Source organism: Mycobacterium sp. SMC-18, assembly GCF_045310895.1.
In the GTDB taxonomy this organism is placed as follows: domain Bacteria; phylum Actinomycetota; class Actinomycetes; order Mycobacteriales; family Mycobacteriaceae; genus Mycobacterium.
In genome coordinates this window covers 48144-64685 of sequence record NZ_JBJIAL010000032.1, presented here as the reverse complement: position 1 = coordinate 64685, position 16542 = coordinate 48144, and the positions used below count along the sequence as shown (strand labels likewise).

The 16542-nt window shown below is 67.1% G+C and carries 16 protein-coding genes, 1 tRNA gene, 1 other RNA gene and 2 pseudogenes; 11 read left to right on the top strand and 9 right to left on the bottom strand.

The window, feature by feature from the left end; translation table 11 throughout:
- Window positions 1–449 (top strand): annotated as a pseudogene (locus tag ACJH6J_RS22610) (hypothetical protein); the annotation flags it as partial.
- Here the strand turns inward: ACJH6J_RS22610 and ACJH6J_RS22605 are convergent.
- Both ACJH6J_RS22605 and ACJH6J_RS22600 read right to left on the bottom strand, forming a co-directional pair.
- Entirely contained in the window at window positions 446–1345 is a 900-nt protein-coding gene (locus ACJH6J_RS22605; protein WP_406804552.1) for a hypothetical protein, read from the bottom strand. The pseudogene ACJH6J_RS22610 and the gene ACJH6J_RS22605 sit on opposite strands and share 4 nt — an antisense overlap.
- Before the next feature lie 279 nt (window positions 1346–1624).
- Window positions 1625–2704: a DNA polymerase domain-containing protein gene (locus ACJH6J_RS22600; protein WP_406804551.1), complete on the bottom strand. Its 1080-nt coding sequence runs from the start codon at window positions 2702–2704 to the stop codon at window positions 1625–1627.
- Window positions 2705–2968: 264 nt separating this feature from the next.
- Between ACJH6J_RS22600 and ACJH6J_RS22595 the strand changes: the two are divergent.
- Window positions 2969–3058, top strand: a pseudogene (locus tag ACJH6J_RS22595) (hypothetical protein); the annotation flags it as partial.
- 10 nt (window positions 3059–3068) lie between these two features.
- On the opposite strand, the gene ACJH6J_RS22590 reads toward ACJH6J_RS22595, so the two are convergent.
- On the bottom strand, window positions 3069–3215 hold the full coding sequence (locus ACJH6J_RS22590; RefSeq protein WP_212807405.1) for a hypothetical protein: 147 nt from the start codon (window positions 3213–3215) through the stop codon (window positions 3069–3071).
- 216 nt (window positions 3216–3431) lie between these two features.
- Between ACJH6J_RS22590 and ACJH6J_RS22585 the strand changes: the two genes are divergently transcribed.
- A complete protein-coding gene (locus ACJH6J_RS22585) occupies window positions 3432–4121 on the top strand; it encodes a GAP family protein (protein ID WP_406804550.1) in 690 nt (229 codons plus the stop codon).
- Window positions 4122–4280: 159 nt separating this feature from the next.
- On the opposite strand, the gene ACJH6J_RS22580 is transcribed toward ACJH6J_RS22585, so the two are convergent.
- Window positions 4281–4484, bottom strand: a complete 204-nt coding sequence (locus ACJH6J_RS22580; RefSeq protein ID WP_020101067.1) for a cold-shock protein — start codon at window positions 4482–4484, stop codon at window positions 4281–4283.
- Between the two features lie 197 nt (window positions 4485–4681).
- Between ACJH6J_RS22580 and ACJH6J_RS22575 the strand changes: the two genes are divergently transcribed.
- The 5 genes from ACJH6J_RS22575 to ACJH6J_RS22555 are packed head-to-tail and all read left to right on the top strand — an operon-like array spanning window position 4682 to window position 10608.
- Window positions 4682–6199: an ABC transporter substrate-binding protein gene (locus tag ACJH6J_RS22575; protein ID WP_406804549.1), complete on the top strand. Its 1518-nt coding sequence runs from the start codon at window positions 4682–4684 to the stop codon at window positions 6197–6199.
- On the top strand, window positions 6196–7146 hold the full coding sequence (locus ACJH6J_RS22570) for an ABC transporter permease (protein ID WP_406804548.1): 951 nt from the start codon (window positions 6196–6198) through the stop codon (window positions 7144–7146). The genes ACJH6J_RS22575 and ACJH6J_RS22570 overlap by 4 nt, the downstream gene beginning before the upstream one ends.
- A complete protein-coding gene (locus tag ACJH6J_RS22565) occupies window positions 7143–7982 on the top strand; it encodes an ABC transporter permease (RefSeq protein ID WP_406804547.1) in 840 nt (279 codons plus the stop codon). Before ACJH6J_RS22570 ends, ACJH6J_RS22565 begins: the two co-directional genes overlap by 4 nt.
- A complete protein-coding gene (locus tag ACJH6J_RS22560) occupies window positions 7979–9565 on the top strand; it encodes a dipeptide ABC transporter ATP-binding protein (RefSeq protein WP_406804546.1) in 1587 nt (528 codons plus the stop codon). The genes ACJH6J_RS22565 and ACJH6J_RS22560 overlap by 4 nt, the downstream gene beginning before the upstream one ends.
- Complete coding sequence (locus ACJH6J_RS22555) at window positions 9565–10608, top strand: zinc-binding dehydrogenase (RefSeq protein ID WP_406804545.1); 1044 nt, start codon at window positions 9565–9567, stop codon at window positions 10606–10608. The genes ACJH6J_RS22560 and ACJH6J_RS22555 overlap by 1 nt, the downstream gene beginning before the upstream one ends.
- Window positions 10609–10611: 3 nt before the next feature.
- On the opposite strand, the gene ACJH6J_RS22550 is transcribed toward ACJH6J_RS22555, so the two are convergent.
- The gene (locus ACJH6J_RS22550; protein ID WP_406784004.1) at window positions 10612–11043 is read right to left on the bottom strand and encodes a DUF3887 domain-containing protein; all 432 of its coding nucleotides are present in this window, start codon (window positions 11041–11043) and stop codon (window positions 10612–10614) included.
- 104 nt (window positions 11044–11147) lie between these two features.
- On the opposite strand from ACJH6J_RS22550, the gene ACJH6J_RS22545 reads away from it, so the two are divergent.
- Window positions 11148–12368, top strand: a complete 1221-nt coding sequence (locus tag ACJH6J_RS22545; protein ID WP_406784005.1) for an oxygenase MpaB family protein — start codon at window positions 11148–11150, stop codon at window positions 12366–12368.
- Between the two features lie 17 nt (window positions 12369–12385).
- Here ACJH6J_RS22545 and ACJH6J_RS22540 read toward each other — a convergent pair whose 3' ends face one another.
- The 4 genes from ACJH6J_RS22540 to ACJH6J_RS22525 all read right to left on the bottom strand — a co-directional run bounded on the left by ACJH6J_RS22540 (window position 12386) and on the right by ACJH6J_RS22525 (window position 14923).
- Window positions 12386–12649 (bottom strand): hypothetical protein, encoded by a 264-nt coding sequence (locus tag ACJH6J_RS22540; RefSeq protein WP_212807396.1) that lies wholly within the window; start codon window positions 12647–12649, stop codon window positions 12386–12388.
- A 245-nt stretch (window positions 12650–12894) separates the two neighbouring features.
- Entirely contained in the window at window positions 12895–13908 is a 1014-nt protein-coding gene (locus ACJH6J_RS22535) for a S1C family serine protease (RefSeq protein ID WP_406804544.1), read from the bottom strand.
- A 44-nt stretch (window positions 13909–13952) separates the two neighbouring features.
- Window positions 13953–14756: a hypothetical protein gene (locus ACJH6J_RS22530; protein WP_406804543.1), complete on the bottom strand. Its 804-nt coding sequence runs from the start codon at window positions 14754–14756 to the stop codon at window positions 13953–13955.
- Between the two features lie 81 nt (window positions 14757–14837).
- Window positions 14838–14923, bottom strand: a tRNA-Ser gene (locus tag ACJH6J_RS22525).
- A gap of 68 nt (window positions 14924–14991) precedes the next feature.
- Between ACJH6J_RS22525 and ffs the strand changes: the two genes are divergently transcribed.
- Together ffs and ACJH6J_RS22515 are read left to right on the top strand one after the other, a co-directional pair.
- An RNA gene (gene ffs / locus ACJH6J_RS22520) (signal recognition particle sRNA small type) lies at window positions 14992–15088 on the top strand.
- Window positions 15089–15116: 28 nt separating this feature from the next.
- Window positions 15117–16400, top strand: a complete 1284-nt coding sequence (locus tag ACJH6J_RS22515) for an aminotransferase class I/II-fold pyridoxal phosphate-dependent enzyme (RefSeq protein ID WP_212807393.1) — start codon at window positions 15117–15119, stop codon at window positions 16398–16400.
- The last annotated feature ends 142 nt before the right edge of the window (window positions 16401–16542 follow it).

Genomic DNA, 16542 nt, shown 5'->3' with positions numbered 1-16542 from the left:
TCATTTTCGAGAGACCTCGACCTCTATCCCGGCAACGACGCGCCAACCACCTCTACACCCTCATCTGTGAAGAGCCCTTAAAAAGATTGCCGCAACATTTCGATCTCGCCCCAATCATCGAACGCTATGTGAACGCTGCAGGGCAGTTTGCGAGCTGGTTCTGGGAGGAAATCAATAGGCGCAGCACGGAACTCATCGATGAACTAACAACGAAGGGTTCCGAACTCATGGCGTGGTACAAGGAGAACGTGGGCCCACCTGAATGGTTAACGCAACCAGCGGGATCACCGCCCCCGGATTGGAACGGAAGGAAATGGAAGTTGGGACTGCGCCGAGACCGATATGAGCTCGGCACACGTGGCTTCAGAGTGTGGACAGTCGACAGCCACGGTGTCGTGATCCTTCAGAAGGACGACGACTGGACACCGCTGCGGCTGCGGTACTACTAGCAGCTTGATGGGGAGACAGGGTTATTGGCGGAATGGGCCTCGGCAGTATCTCCAGTCCTCCAGTCGTAGACGCTCGGGCGTTGATAGATGTTCTGGGGCGCTCCCGGAGGTGGGTAGAACAGATCAGGATCCTTGTCAGGAGTGATCACCGGACCGACCCGGTCGGGCGCATCTTTCGGCACGGAGTGCGGGCTGATCCTCGTTCGCGCGGCGAATTGGAAGTTGACGTGAACTTCGCCCAAATGCTGCCCAGCCTTGTAGTACCTTCGCCATTCCAGGCTTTCGTACAACTCGTGTGCTGTCAGCTCCGAGACTGATTCAGGGGCCCTGTCATTGTGCCGTAAGCGATCGAAGTTGGACACAAGGTACTCGTGGAACTGTGCGTAGGCAGGGGCGACGTACTCGCCCGCCTGTCGAATCTCTTGAAGCTCCATGTATAGCGTCGATTCGCCAAGCAACTGCACATCGTAGGACAGTGGAGCCACCTTTCCGATGGCTGTTTCCGCCGCCGCCATATGCTCGCGAAATACCTTCTCGGCGCGATCGCATTCTGAATGCTTGAGGCACGCTCCCGCGGCCTCGTTGTAATTGTGGTGGATTTCTCTCGACACACGGATTGCCTCTGAGCAGATCCGCAACAGGTTGTCGCGATGCCACTTCTCGCGCTCGCGCTCGCTATCGATCTGCCACTTTTCGCGTTCGCGTGTGTCCGCAGATGCGATTGCCGCGAGGTTGGTGCGGTTGCTCTTGACAACGCCGGCGAACGCTGCGGCGGCGACGATCAGCGACCCAATCAGGCCAACCAGTGGCGGCACATACGGCTGCCACCATTCGTTCTGGTCCACAACTTGGACGAGCAGTGGCCCGTTTGCAAATAGTACGGGGGCCTGCATCATGTGACGCATCATGCCACCGCCGTCCGACACGGCCCAAGGTCGGTTCGCCAAGTTCGTAAATTTCCGCCAATTGCCGGTGCCAAGACACCCGCCGCAGGTTGCTCTCGTTCCGCCCCGAACTCGCGCCGCTGGCTATCCGAGGTTACCTCCGCTCGATGTCTACCTCGCCCACGTTTGAAGTTGTCGCCGAACCGATATCGGTGCTTATCGCGATGTCGGCCCGCCTGCTGGCCGCCTTGTCGCCTTCCGCTGACGCTACGTCGTGATCGTTGCGGTCCGTCATTCGTCCCAGTGAGCGTCGACCTTTCGGCTCGGCTGCACCCGTGGCGGCTCGCCCGGCATCTTCGGATAGTCAGGGGGAAAGGGCATTTCGGTGGGGTTTGAGTCCCACATGTCGAGCAGTTGATCGAGCGAGTGTTGCTTGCCGTCCATGTCGGCCCATGGGTCACCGTTCTCGGCCAGGTATCCAGGAACTGTAGAGACGTTGAACTCCCGTGGCTCCGTGATGCTTTCGAGGTTAGACCACGTAACGGGCGTTGAGACGGGAGCCCCCTGATGCGCCCGGGGTGACCATGCTGCGGCGATCGTTCTGTCGCGGCAGTTTTGGTTGTAGTCGACGAAGATTCGGTCCCCGCGTAGTTCCTTCCACCACTCTGTCGTCACGCTCTTGTCGTGTCGTTCCAGCTCTCGGCCGAAGGCGATCGCCGCGTGGCGTACGTCGATGAAGTCCCAGTCCGGCTTGATCCGCACGAATACGTGTACTCCACGGCCGCCGGAGGTCTTGCAGTAGCCGGCTATCCCTAGCTCGTTCAGCAAGTCTCGAGCCAAAAGCGCCACTCTTGCAACGTCGCGAAATGTGTTGCCAGGTTGAGGATCTAGGTCGATTCGCAACTCATCTGGTTTGTCGACAGAAGTTGGATCGTCCGTTCGCCGGACCGGCCACGGATGGAAAGTGATCGTTCCCATCTGGACGCACCAGGCCAAGACTGCGGGTTCGGTCGGACAGACTTCCGTCGCGCGTCTCCCGGAAGGAAACGAAATGTCGACACCATCGGCGTAGTCCGGCGCCGCGCGGATCATGCGCTTTTGGTAGAACCCACCGTCATCTGCGCCTCTACCCAACTTCATCCCCGGCTGCACGCCGTTGGGCCAGCGTTCGAGAGTCGTGGGACGTTGTAGCAATACGCGGAGAAGTGGTTCGTGGACCGCTACCGTGTACTGAACGAGGTCGAGCTTGGTTATCGCTGGAGTGATGTCGGTGGCGGGAAAGACAACGCGACTTGCGCTGGAGACACGCAAGGTTCGTGTTGGTGCGTTTGAAGATTCGATCTCGATCTCAACGTCGTCCCGTTTGGCCATCTTCGCAGTCCTCGCCTCGTCGACCGGGTGCAAGGGCGCGAGTCCGGCCCGCCCCCGAGTCCAGTCTTCCAGTTCGATGAGCGATCCTGCGGTTCTACGAACCAGGCGACGTGAGCATGGCGGAACTATCCCGAATGGCTGGGGCGCGCCTTCGCGGCATGCCCCGCGAAGAACGTTGCAGCATCGGCAAATGGACTCGGAGGCCGCCGCGGGGGTGGCTGCAGTACACGGAGGGTATCGAATGAACACCAACCGCACAGGCTTGAACTACCCGGAGAACCGAACTATCCCAAGATGCCGGGTGAACCGAAGCGGGTGCAGCCGAGCAAGGACCGGGACCTCAAGGGGTCCTAGGGCGCGGTGGTCACGGGGAACACGTGTGGGCCGCGCCTTGCGGGCTCGGCAGCGCCTGGAGATCGTCGGTGCCGCAGCCGAGCGCCGTCCCCGAGATCAGCAGCGCCAGCAGAGCGAGGTACCGCACCGGCTTTCCGCGCCACAAACCGGTATTCACCTGGTGTCCCGATGAGTCGCTGACGCCAACTGAAATATTTTGCTGTCGTCGCACGATGACACCTCCTCAGTGTGAATATCGCCTAGTAACTGGCAACCTACCGGTGCGTGCCGTTTAGTTGCCAGAAATCGCCGAACAAGTTCGCTGAAATCGTACGTCGACGCATATTGACGATCGTGGCGGCCCCGGGCGATTCCACTGGGTAGATTGCTGCCCATGACTGGAAGCTGGGGCACCGTGTTGACCGGGCTGGTTCCGCTCGGACTGGTGGTGGCACTGTCGCCCATCACCGTCATCCCGGCGGTGTTGGTCCTGCAGGCGCCGCGTCCCCGGCCGACAGGGCTGGCGTTCCTCGCCGGCTGGGCCGTCGGCCTGGCGGTGGTGACGGCCGTGTGCGTGCAGGCCTCGCATCTGCTCAGCGGCGCGCACCACGGCCACAAGTCGCCGCCCGAGTGGGCTTCGTGGCTGCGGGTGGTGCTGGGTGCCGCGCTCATCATCTTCGGCATTTATCGCTGGTTCACCCGGCACGACAGCACGGATTCACCGGGCTGGATGAAGAAGATCGCGACCGTCACCCCGGCCCGCGCGGCGGCGATGGGTGTGGCGCTGGTCGTGGTGCGCCCCGACGTCGTATTGATCTGTGTGCCAGCCGGATTGGCGATCGGCACCGCCGGGCTCGGCATCGAGGGTGACTGGCTGGCCGCGGCCTTCTTCGTGATCGTCGCCGCGTCGACGGTGGCGATCCCGACACTGGCCTACGCCATCGCCGGTGCCCGACTCGATGACACGATGCGGCGGCTCAAAGACTGGATGGAGAAGAACAACGCCGCGCTGATGGCGGCGATCATGGTCGTCATCGGGGCCATGGTGCTCCACAACGGCGCGCGTGCGCTCGGGTGGCTCTAGGAAGCGCGCGGGTCGACCGGCAATGGGCCGAAGAAACCCGTGCGTGCTGTCGAGCGGATGCTCAGGTCAGGACGCGGAGCATCCGTCGACAGTGTCAAGAAAGAGTTGTGGGCTGGTGCGAAATGCTCCACACCAGCCCACTGAGCTTTACGGGCTTAGTTAGACCGCGGTGACTCCGGTTGCGGCCGGGCCCTTGCTGCCCTGACCGACCTCGAACTCGACCCGCTGGCCCTCGTCGAGGGTACGGAAACCGTTGCTACGGATCTCCGAGTAGTGGACGAACAGATCCTTGGAGCCGTCGTCGGGAGTGATGAAGCCGAAGCCCTTCTCACTGTTGAACCATTTCACAGTTCCCTGTGGCATATACCAACTTCTCTCATGTAGAGCAGGACGTTAGGAAGAAAACGTCCGCGGGCATCGTAGCTCAGTTCGATATCCCTCCGCACCCTGAACTGCACATATCGCTGTTCCAGGTGTGAACCGGTGCGCCGCCGGGTATAGGGGCCGCAGGAGTGCGCCGGCCTCCGCTTCATGCCGGCCCCGGTACGGAAGTGACGGACATGCGACTGGTTGCAGCCGTGCTCGTCGTCGTTTCCGTCGTCATGGCGGGGGCCTGCGCGCCCGCACAACGCGTTGACCTGGGCCAGGACGCGGGATACCTGATCGCGGCGATCTCCGGCGAGCCCGACCAACTCGACCCGCAGAAGACCAGCGCGTACTTCTCGTTCGAGGTCCTCGAGAACGTCTTCGACACCCTCGTGGAGCCGGACGCCAACCTGACCATGCGGCCCGCCCTCGCGCAGTCGTGGGACGTCTCGCCTGATCAACGCGCCTGGACGTTCCACCTGCGGCCCGGGGTGACGTTCCACGACGGCAGCCCGCTCACCGCCGCCGACGTCGTCTACTCCTACCGCCGGATCATCGACGGCAAGCTCGCCAACGCCGACAAGCTCAGTGCCGTCACCGACGTCACCGCGGCCGACGACCACACGGTCCGGATCACGGTGTCCCACCCGACCCCCAATCTGCTGACCAACCTCGGCGGGTTCAAGGGTGTGGCGATCGTGCAGCGCCGCAACGTCGAGGACGGGCAGATCGCCGGCCACCCGATCGGCACCGGGCCGTTCGCCTTCGTCAGCCAGCGCGGCGGTGATGCAATCACGCTGCGCGCAAATCCGCATTACTGGGCCGGCGCCCCGCGCATTCCGGGCGTGACGTTCCGCTTCATCAGCGAGCCGTCGACGGCGCTGTCGGCGCTGCAGGCCGGTGAGATCGACTGGACCGACGCGGTGCCACCGCAGCGGGTCGCCCAGTTGCGCGGCGATGATTCGATCCACCTCGCGGTGACGCCGAGCAACGATTACTGGTACCTGGCCCTCAACGAAGCCCGGCCGGCGTGGCAGGACGTCCGGGTGCGGCAGGCCATCGCCTACGCGATCGACCGGGCGTCGATCGTGCAGGCCACCAGTTACGGTGCGGCGCAGGCCAATCAGCTCGCGATCCCGCAGGGCAATCCGTGGTACACGCCCTACGACAAGTACCGCTACGACATCGACCACGCCAAATCGCTGCTGCGGCAGGCCGGCTCGGCGCCGACCGCCATGGACCTGTTGGTCACCAGCGAGTACCCGCAGACGGTGACCGCCGCCCAGGTGATCGCCGACAACCTCGCGCCGCTGGGCATCCGGGTCACCATCCGCACCGTCGACTTCGGGACGTGGCTCGACGAACAGCACAGCGGTCACTTCGACATGCTGATGATGGGCTGGCTCGGCAATATCGACCCCGACGACTTCTACTACGCGCAGCATCACACCGGCGGTGCGAGCAATGCCCAGAAATTCTCGGACCCGCGCGTCGACGCGCTGCTGGACGCCGGTCGTACCGAGACCAATCCGCAAGCGCGGCACCAGGATTACGCGCGGGCGGCGACGCTCATCGCGGACCAGGTGAGCTACCTCTACCTGTACAACCCCGCGGTGGTCCAGGCCTGGTCACCGCGGCTCACCGGCTATGAGGCCAGGCGCGACAAGGCAATTCGGTTCCGGGACGCGGTACTCGGCGGTGACCGGCCATGACCATCCTGCGGTTCCTGGCCCGTCGGCTCGCCTACTCACTGGTGGTCTTGGTGGGCGTCCTCATCGTGGTGTGCGCCCTGGCTCATCTGGTTCCCGGTGACCCGGTGCGCATCGCCCTGGGGACGCGGTACACACCCGAGGCGTACGACGCCCTCCGTCACGCGAGCGGTCTGGATCGGCCACTGCCTGCCCAGTTCCTCAGCTACCTCGGCCATGCCGCGACGGGCAATCTCGGCGTCAGCTTCCGCAGCGGCGACCCGGTGGCCCAGGTGCTGGCCGAGCGGTTGCCCGCCACCGTCTCGCTGGCCGTGGTCGGCATCGTCCTGGCTCTGGCGATCGCGCTGCCCGCCGGCATCTACGCGGCGTCGCACGAGGGCCGGCTCAGCGACGTGATCGTCCGGGTCACAAGCCAATTCGGGGTGTCCGTGCCGGACTTCTGGCTGGGCATCCTGCTCATCTCGCTGTTCTCCACGACACTGGGCTGGCTGCCGACATCGGGCTACCGGCCGCTGTTCGACGATCCGACGGGCTGGTTGCGCCACGTGATCCTGCCGGGCCTGACCGTGGGTCTGGTGGCCGCGGCGATCATGACGCGTTACGTCCGCTCCGCGGTGCTGGAGGTGTCCGCGATGGGCTACGTCCGCACCGCGCGCTCGAAAGGCCTGCCCCCGCGGGTGGTCACGTTGCGGCACGTCGTGCGCAACGCTCTGGTTCCCATCCTCACCATCACCGGTATCCAGCTGGCGACGATCCTCGGCGGTGTCATCGTGGTCGAGGTGGTGTTCGCGTGGCCGGGCCTGGGCCGGCTGGTCTACCTGTCGGTGGCCGCGCGCGACTATCCCGTGATCCAGGGCGCGGTGCTGCTCATCGCGGTCCTGTTCCTGGCCGTCAACCTGGTGGTGGATGTGCTGTACGCAGTTGTCGATCCGCGGATTCGGCTGTCATGAGGCTGCCCACGAATCCCGTCACGGTGGTCAGCGCCGCCGTCGTGGCCGCGGCCGTGGTCGTCGCCGTGGGTGCCGGCAGGCTGGCGCCGTACGGCATCAACGATGTCGACGTGCCGCAGGCGCTGCGGCCGCCGAGCGGTGCGCACTGGTTCGGCACCGACGAACTGGGCCGCGACGTGTTGTCCCGCGTGTTGACGGGCCTGCAGGCGTCGATGACGGTGGCGGTGGTCAGCGTGGCGTGTGCGGCGGTGGTCGGCACAGCGCTGGGCGTCATGGCCGGGTACCGCGGCGGCTGGCTGGACACCGTGGTGATGCGGGTCGTCGACGTGATGTTCGCGTTCCCGGTGCTGTTGTTGGCCATGGCGATCGTCGCGGTGCTGGGGCCCGGCTTGGGCACGACGATCGCCGCGATCGGCATCGTCTACGTGCCGATCTTCGCGCGGGTGGCACGGGCCAGCACCCTGGCGGTGCGGGAGGAGCCGTACGTGGCGGTGTCGCGCACGATGGGGACCGGGACGTCCTACATCCTGCGCCGGCACGTCCTGCCCAACATCACCGGTCCGCTCATCGTCCAGACCTCGCTGTCACTGGCGTTCGCCATCCTGTCCGAGGCCGCGCTGTCCTTCCTCGGGCTGGGCATCCAGCCGCCGCAGCCGTCACTGGGCCGAATGATCTTCGATTCGCAGGGCTTCGTCACCCTGGCCTGGTGGATGGCGGTGTTCCCCGGCGCGGCGATCGTCGTCATCGTGCTGGCGTGCAACCTGCTCGGTGACGGCCTGCGTGACGTCCTGGATCCCAAGCAGCGCACCATGATCGAGGCGCGGCGGCGATCATGAGCGTGCTGTCGGTCGACAATCTGGCCGTCCGGATCGGGCGCCGCGACATCGTGCGCGGCGTCTCACTGGCGGTCGAGCCCGAGCAGACGCTCGGCATCGTCGGCGAGTCCGGTTCGGGCAAGTCGACGACGGTGCTGGCCGCGACCGGGCTGCTCGACGCGCCCGGCGCGCTCGTGACCGGCTCGAGTGTCCTTGCCGGGCAACAGGAACTCGTCGGCGCCCCGGCGCGGACGTTGCGGCGCGTGCACGGCGGCCGGATCGGGTTCGTCTTCCAGGATCCCGGAACCTCGCTGAACCCGCTGCTGACCATCGAACGGCAGATCACCGAATCTCTTGAAACACACAAACAGGTGACCCGCCGGCACGCCGCGGTGCGCGCTCTGGAACTGCTGGAGGCCGTGGGCCTGCCCGACCCGCAACGGCGGCTGCGCAGCTATCCGCATCAGCTCTCGGGCGGCCAGCGCCAGCGGGTGATGATCGCGATCGCCCTGGCCTGCGACCCCGAACTGCTGATCGCCGACGAGCCGACGACGGCCCTCGACGTCACGACACAGGCCCAGATCATCGAGCTGGTGCGGGAACTGCAGCGCGGGTTCGGTACCGCCGTGGTGTGGATCAGTCACGACCTCGGGGTGATCGGCGAGGTCGCCGACACCGTCACCGTGCTGCGCGGCGGTGCGGCCGTCGAACAGGCACCGGTCGACGCGATATTCGATGCGCCGCAGCAGGCCTACACCCGCGAATTGCTCGATGCCAGGCCGGTTTTGGGGAACCCTGCCCGAGACGTCCCGGACACCCCGACACTGCTGGACGTCTCCGATCTGGACGTCAGGTTTCCCGTGAGCACGCCGACGGGCCGGATGGTGGTCCACGCGGTCAAGGACGTGTCGTTCCGCATCCGCCGGGGGACGACGCTCGGGCTGGTGGGGGAGTCGGGTTCGGGGAAGTCGACCGTGGCGGCCGCGCTGACCGGTCTCGTCGCGCCCGACGGCGGTCGCGCACTCCTCGACGGCACCGACGTGCTGACGGTCAAGCGCCGTGACCGCAAGGCGGTACGCCGCCGGATCGCTCTGGTCTTCCAGGATTCGTTCTCGTCGCTCAATCCGCGTATCCCGGTGGGTCTTTCGATCGCCGAGCCCTTGGCGGGTGCGGCCAGGGACCGGCGGGCGCAGGTGCGTGAGCTGTTGGACTCCGTCGAGCTCCCGGCGGACTACGCGGCACGGTATCCGCACGAACTGTCGGGCGGCGAGCGGCAGCGCGTCAACATCGCCCGGGCGCTGGCCGTGGCGCCCGAGCTGTTGATCCTCGACGAAGCCACCGCGTCACTCGATGTCTCGGTGCAGGCCAAGGTGCTGGACCTGCTGACCCGGCTGCAGCAGGACCGTGGCCTGACCTACCTGTTCATCGGCCACGACCTGGCCGTGATCGAGCGGATGAGCCACGACGTCCTGGTGCTGCGCGGCGGCGAATCGGTGGAATACCGCTCTGCCGCCGAGTTGTTCGCGCATCCGGAACACGAGTACACGCGCGCGTTGCTCGCAGCGGTGCCTCCGGCGCGTCCGGGGCGTGCAACGATGACCTGATGCGCGCGGTGATCTTCGAGCAGTTCGGTGGCCCCGTGGACGTCAGGTCGGTGGCCGACCCGACGCCGTCGCCCGCCGGCGTCGTGGTGCAGGTGCACGCAACCGGGTTGTGCCGCAGCGACTGGCACGCCTGGGCCGGGCACGACGACGGCGTCGCCCTCCCGCATGTGCCCGGACATGAACTGGTCGGAGAAGTGGTCGCGGTCGGCACCGACGTCCGGCGCTGGCGGGTCGGTGACCGCGTCACCACACCGTTCGTGTGCGGGTGCGGCACCTGCGAATGGTGTGCCGGCGGCCAGGCGCAGGTGTGCCCGGACCAGACCCAGCCGGGTTTCACCCACTGGGGCTCGTTCGGTGAGTACGTGGCGCTGCACGCGGCGGACACGAATCTGGTTGCGGTGTCAGAAGATATCGACGACGCCGCGGCGGCCGCGCTGGGTTGCCGCTTCGCCACCGCCTACCGCGCGCTGCGGGCCCGTGCCGACGTCAAGCCCGGCGAGTGGGTCACGGTGATCGGTGTCGGGGGTGTGGGCCTCAGCGCTGTCCAGGTGGCGGCCGCGGCCGGTGCCAACGTCATCGCCGTCGACCGCACCCCGGCGGCACTGGAACTCGCGCGCAGCCTCGGTGCCGCCGAGACCGTCCTCGCCAACGGCGCCGAGGTGGCGCCAGCGGTGCACGAGATCACCGGCGGCGGTAGCCATGTCGCGGTCGACGCGGTGGGCACCGCGGGGACGTGCGCCGATGCGATCCACAGCCTGCGCCGGCAGGGACGCCACGTGCAGGTGGGCCTGCTACCCAACGTCGATGGGCATCCGCAGGTGCCCATGGATCGTGTAATCGCCTGGGAATTGGATGTTTTGGGCTCGCACGGCATGGCAAGCGCGGACTACCCCGAGATGCTCGACCAGGTCGCGGCGGGCAAGCTGCGCCCGCAGGCGTTGGTCGAGCGGGTGGTGGGGCTCGCCGAAGGCGCGCGCCTGCTGCCGGAGTTCGGCGCCGCCAGCCCCGTGGGAGTCACGCTGATCGACCCCCGGCTGGCGTGACGGTCAGGGGACCGGCACACCTTCGCGCAGGAAGTACACGCCCGCGATGGTGCCATCGGGGTGGATCTTCACCCGGAACTGGCCGGGCATGCGGTCCATCTGCAGCGGGACGTTCACCACGGTGAGGTCGCCGCGTGCTGTGTCCTCGGGGCCGCCATGTGACTGGTACGCGCCGAACGTGCGCTGGTAGCCGTCCCACACCTGCTGTAATGCCTTGGGGGACAACCGTTTCTGCAGCTCCGGATCGAACCGCGCGGTGACGGCGGCGTAGTTGCCCGCGGCGATGTCGTCGATGGCCGTCATCGCCACCTGGTCGGGCGCGTCGGCCGCTGCCGCGACCGGTGCCCCGCCGAGGGCGACGCCGATCCCGAGCGCCGCGATCGCGGCTGCCACTGTGTTCCGACGCTGATGCTTGGACTGTTCTCCCCGCCACATGAGGGCCAGCCTATGCGCTCGTGCCCCATTTGCCATTGACGAGACCCCGGGTACCGCCTAGTTTTGACTACATACGTTGTCAACGGTGACAAGGAGTACGCGCGATGTCCCTGCCGATCCCGGCACGTCATCCCGACCGGCCGCAACCGGTACCTGCGGCGATCGGTTCGTTCGCCACCATGCTGGCCATCGGGAAGCCCGACGCCACGCAGTGGCAGCGGCTGGGCGAGCGCCTCAATGTCGGCGACGAACCCATGGATGCCCTGGTCGCCTGGATGTCGGAGCAGGGCACGAAGCAGCTGCGGCCGCTGTTCGACCGCGCGCTCACCGACGGCATCGCCACCGTTCCGGAGGCGCCGGAGCCGCTGCGCCGGTTCTTCGAAGAGGTCGAGGCGACCCCGGACTGGGTCGACCCTGAAGCGCTGCGGATCGGACAGCGCACGTTGCGCCGGGGCGGTGCCGACGGCATGTACATCGCCCGGGACGTCGCGCTGCTGGGCGGCTACCAGTTCTCCGGTTTCAACCAGACCCTGCTGCGCACCGGCGCCCTGGAAAAGGGCTCCAACCAGCGGTTCGCCGAAACCATGCAGTGGGCGCTCGACGTGATCGACGCCGGCGGGCTGGAGAAGTTCGGTTCCGGATACCGGTCCACCGTCCGCGTCCGCTTCGTACACGCCATGGTGCGACGGCATGTGCAGGCGATGCCGGACTGGCGTGCCGAGCAGTGGGGCCTGCCGGTCAATCAGACCGACATGGCGGCCACGCTGGTGGGCGCCCTGATCGCGCCGGTTCTCGGTGGCCTGGCCATGGGCATCGTGGCCACACCCGCCGAGTTGAGCGCCATCGCGCACCTCACGCGCTACGTCGGCTGGTTGATGGGCGTGCAGGACGAGTGGCTGCCACGGTCCTTCCGGGACAGCGTCCGCATCCTCTATCACACGTCCACCGCACTGGCGGTCTCCGACGAGACCACCAAACAGCTGTCGGTACCGATGGCGCGTGACCCGCTGAGCTGGCATTACCGCGGTGCGACGGGCCTCCGCCGGCGGCTGGCGTGGGCGCAGCACCTGTCGGTGACGACGGCCTTCCTGGGCCCGCGGGTGATGCGCACGCTGGGGCTGCCGTCCTACATGCCGCCGTGGTACCCGGTGCTCCGTATCCCCGTCAACGGCGTGCGCAGCATCGCGGCGCTGGTGCTGCCGGGCGGTTCGGACCGCGCGGCAGACCGCGGGCTACGCGAGCAGAAAGCCCTGCTGCGCACCATGATCGGCGGGGATGAGGCGACCATCGGGGCGTCGGCGTCCCACCTGCGCGGGGTGGCGTGAGTACGGCGGCCTGAGTACTACGGCAGTGGCGCGACGGGAGCGACGCAGGCCGGCTCCACGGGCGCCGGGTCGCGCCACGCGTGGCTGCCGGACATCAATGCGACGGTGAACGCCTCCAGGAGTCCGACCACGACGACGGGCCACATGGCTCCGGCCAGCACGCTCGTGAGGAGCTGGTGGTCGGGTCGCTCGTCGTTGCTGAATCGGCGGCCGAGGAGATACGTCGCCAGGGTCACCACAGCCCATATCGCTGTGTACGCCTCCACGTAGAGGTGGACCACTGGGCTACTCCCTTTGACCGGGTAACCGCCGCGTGAACAGCTGTGACCGAAGGCTCATTTGCAGGTGAATGTGTCGCCAATCTAACTCGCGATGGTGTCCCCGCCAAGGGCCTCGTCAGTCGGCAAAACCGCATTTCGGCACGTCAGGGGGCCGTGGCAAATAGCCTTCACGCGCGGTACCCGCTTAGTGCCGGTATCCAGCTACTTTGACGGACTAGTAGATTTTTTTGCCAGAAAGTTACGTGTCAGGACGTCAGCACGGCCTTGGCGGTGTGCTGCTGGCCCGCGCGGTCGATCCAGAACAGCTCGACGACGTCGCCGGGGTAGTGCCGGTCCAGCACGCTGGTGAGCGCACTCGCCGAGCTCACCGTGACGGCGTCGATGCTCACCAGCACGTCACCCGGGACCATCCCGGCGATTTGCGCGGGGCCGCCGCTGATCACGTCGCGGATGAGCACACCGGGCAGCTGCGAGTGCTCGTCGGTGCCGCCGACGCCGACGCCGAGCAGCGTGGGCTGCCCGATGTGGATGTTGTTCGACGCCGCGCCGGCCCGGATCTGCGCGGCCGTCGCCAGCGCCTCGTTGATCGGGATCGCGAAGCCCTCGCCGCCCGGGCCCATGTGGAAGTTCAGCGTCGCCGCGACCGTCATCCCGACCACCCGGCCGTCGGCCGAGACCAGCGGGCCACCTGAATCGCCGGCGCGGACCGGGGCCGCGAACTGGATCAGGCCCGTCACCTGCTCGGAACTGCCCGTCAACTCGTCCTTGGCGGTGATGGTGCGGTTCAGCCCGATGACGTGACCGGCCTCGTGGGTCAGTGAGTTGCCGCTGCCGTCGGCGTTGCCCAGTGCGACGACCTCGTCGCCGACGGCCACCGCCGACGAGTCGCCCAGCGGGGCGACCGGCAGGTCGGCCGCGCCGCGCAGCTGCAGCACCGCGATGTCGCGGTGCCGGTCGTAGCCGACCAGGTCGGCGCGGTATGGCCGCCCACCGATGGTTGCGGTCACCTTGTCGGCGCCCTGTACGACGTGGAAGTTGGTCAGCAGCGCGCCGCCCGAGTCCAGGACGAAGCCGGTACCGGCACCGATGGCGTGCTGGTAGTTGATGACGGTGTCGACGCGCGCGGTCGCGGGTTCGACGACGGCTGCGGCCGCGGACGGGTCAGCGTGGGTGACGGGGGCGAGGCTGATGGTGGCCACGGCAACGGCCGCCGCGGTGGCCGCGGTGCCGAGCCGACGGCAGAAGCGGAACCCGCCCATGTGCTGTCCTCCGGACTGCGAGGTGATGGCCCTGCGAATGGCCCTTAGGCTCCGCGCCCGAACAAGCCGGAGCCTTTGCCGGAGCGGCGGTTGCGCAGCTTACCGGCGGGGGCGTCGTCAGTGGCCGTTTCTTCCGCCTCGTCCTCGTTGGTGTCGGCGGTCTCTTCGCCGGACGTCTTGGCCGCTTCATCGGATTCTGCGGCGTCGGCGTTACCAGCGTCGTCGGCTTCGGTGGTCTCGGCCGCGTCGTCGTCGGCCTTGTCCGTGGCCTCTTCTTCGGCCTCGGCTTCGGTGTCAGTCTCGCTCTCATCGCCGGCTTCCGCGACTTCAGCGGCGACGGCCGGGGCCTCATCGGCGCCCTTGTCGGCCTTGCGGCGGCCGCGGCGCTTGCCGTCGTTGACCTTCAGCGGCGCCGGCGGCGGAGGCGGCAACTCGGCGACGAAGGCCAGGTAGAACGCCAGGGCGGCGAGCAGAGCCAGGCCGGCCGCGCCGCCGTAGATGCCGAACAACCAGGTGCCGGCCTGATCCAGGGTCAACCAGATCTCACTGATCGCGGCGCCGATGATCAGGACGCCCGCGACGATGTGCAGGACGATCGACCAGGTCCGCAAGGTCAGCGCCAGCTGCGGGGTGCCGTACTCCGGCAGGGCGGTGCGCTGGCGGGTGAACAGGACCGGCAGCGCCGACAACGCGACGATCAGACCGCAGACGATGCGCATCGCGGTGCCGAGGGTGTGCGACCAGTCGCCGGTCAGCTCGTTCCACCGGGGCAGCGCGAAGAAGAAGTACAGCAGCCCGGCGAGGATGAGGAACGACGCGTGCCAAATGATCGCTACCGGCCGCCGCATACTGCTCCTCGAGGGTTTTTCGCTCTGATAGTGGGCCGGGGTGCGACCGGCTGATCAGCTGGTCGCACCCCGGACCGAGTGCGGAGGATAGGGGATTTGAACCCCTGAGGGCTGTTAACCCAACCCGCGTTCCAGGCGAGCGCCATAGGCCACTAGGCGAATCCTCCGTCGACAAGGGTACCCGACCCGGATCCGACGCCCTACTCGTGTGCCACTGGGTGGGTACTACACTCGTGGCCGGACCCCGCGCGGCGTCCATCCTGTGAACTCCCCCAGGGCCGGAAGGCAGCAAGGGTCAACGGGCTCTGGCGGGTGCGCGGGGTCCCCTATGTTTTCGCGATCTGATGCGAGAGGCGCGCCGTGTCGTTTCTGTCCCTCGGCCGTGACGAATTGCAGGCCCAGCACGATCTGCAACAGCGCAATTACGCCGAACTGCAGGCCCGCAACCTGGCCCTCGACCTGACTCGCGGCAAGCCGTCGGCAGAACAGCTCGACCTGTCGAACGCCATGCTGAGCCTGCCGGGAGACACCCCCGGCTCGTACCTCGACGGCAACGGCACCGATACCCGCAACTACGGCGGTCTGCACGGCCTGCCCGAGCTGCGGGCCATCTTCGGTGAACTGCTCGGGCTGCCCGTGCAGAACCTGATCGCCGGCAACAACGCCAGCCTCGAGTTGATGCACGACGTCATCGTGTTCTCGCTGCTGCACGGCGGTGTCGATTCGCCGCGCCCCTGGGTGCAAGAACCCGCCCTGAAGTTCCTCTGTCCGTCGCCCGGCTACGACCGGCACTTCGCGATCACCGAGAGCTTCGGCATCGAGATGATCCCGGTCCCGATGCTCGAGGACGGCCCCGACGTCGACCTCATCGAGGAGCTGGTCGCCGCCGACCCGGCGATCAAGGGCATGTGGTGCGTGCCGGTCTTCGGTAACCCGACCGGCGTCACCTACTCGTGGGAGGCCACCCGCCGGCTGGTGCAGATGCAGACGGCGGCACCGGACTTCCGGCTGTTCTGGGACAACGCCTACGCCGTGCACACGCTGACGCACGAGTCGGTCCAGAACGTCGACGTCGTCGGCCTGGCCGCCACCGCGGGCAACCCGAACCGGCCGTACGTCTTCGCCTCGACGTCCAAGATCACCTTCGCCGGCGCCGGCGTCAGCTTCTTCGGTGGCTCGCTGGGCAACATCGCCTGGTACCTGCAGCACGCCGAGAAGAAGACCATCGGCCCGGACAAGGTCAACCAGCTGCGGCACGTCCGGTTCTTCGGTGACGCCGACGGCGTGCGGCTGCACATGCAGCGGCACCAGGCGCTGATGGCGCCCAAGTTCGCGGCGGTCGCGGAGATTCTCGACGACCGGCTCAGCGCGTCGAAGATCGCATCGTGGACCGACCCCAAGGGCGGCTACTTCGTCAGCCTCGACGTGTGGCCGGGCACCGCGAAGCGGACCGTGGCGCTGGCCAAGGACGCCGGCATCGCGGTGACGGCGGCAGGCGCGTCGTTCCCGTACAAGAAGGACCCGGAGGACAAAAACATCCGGATCGCGCCTTCGTTCCCGCCGCTGCCGGACCTGCGCCTCGCCATCGACGGCTTGGCGACGTGCGCGCTGCTGGCCGCGACCGAGGCGCTGCTGAAGGGCTGAGGTCCTGCCGCGCGCTGTATGCGTTGACCCTGTACCCAGGGCGCATTCGTGCGAGAGCGGTGCGCCGTGGCGTCAGGATCAACGGGTGTCACTGCCGTCCCCACGCTGACTCTGTACTGAGGGCGCAGTTGTGCGAGTAGCG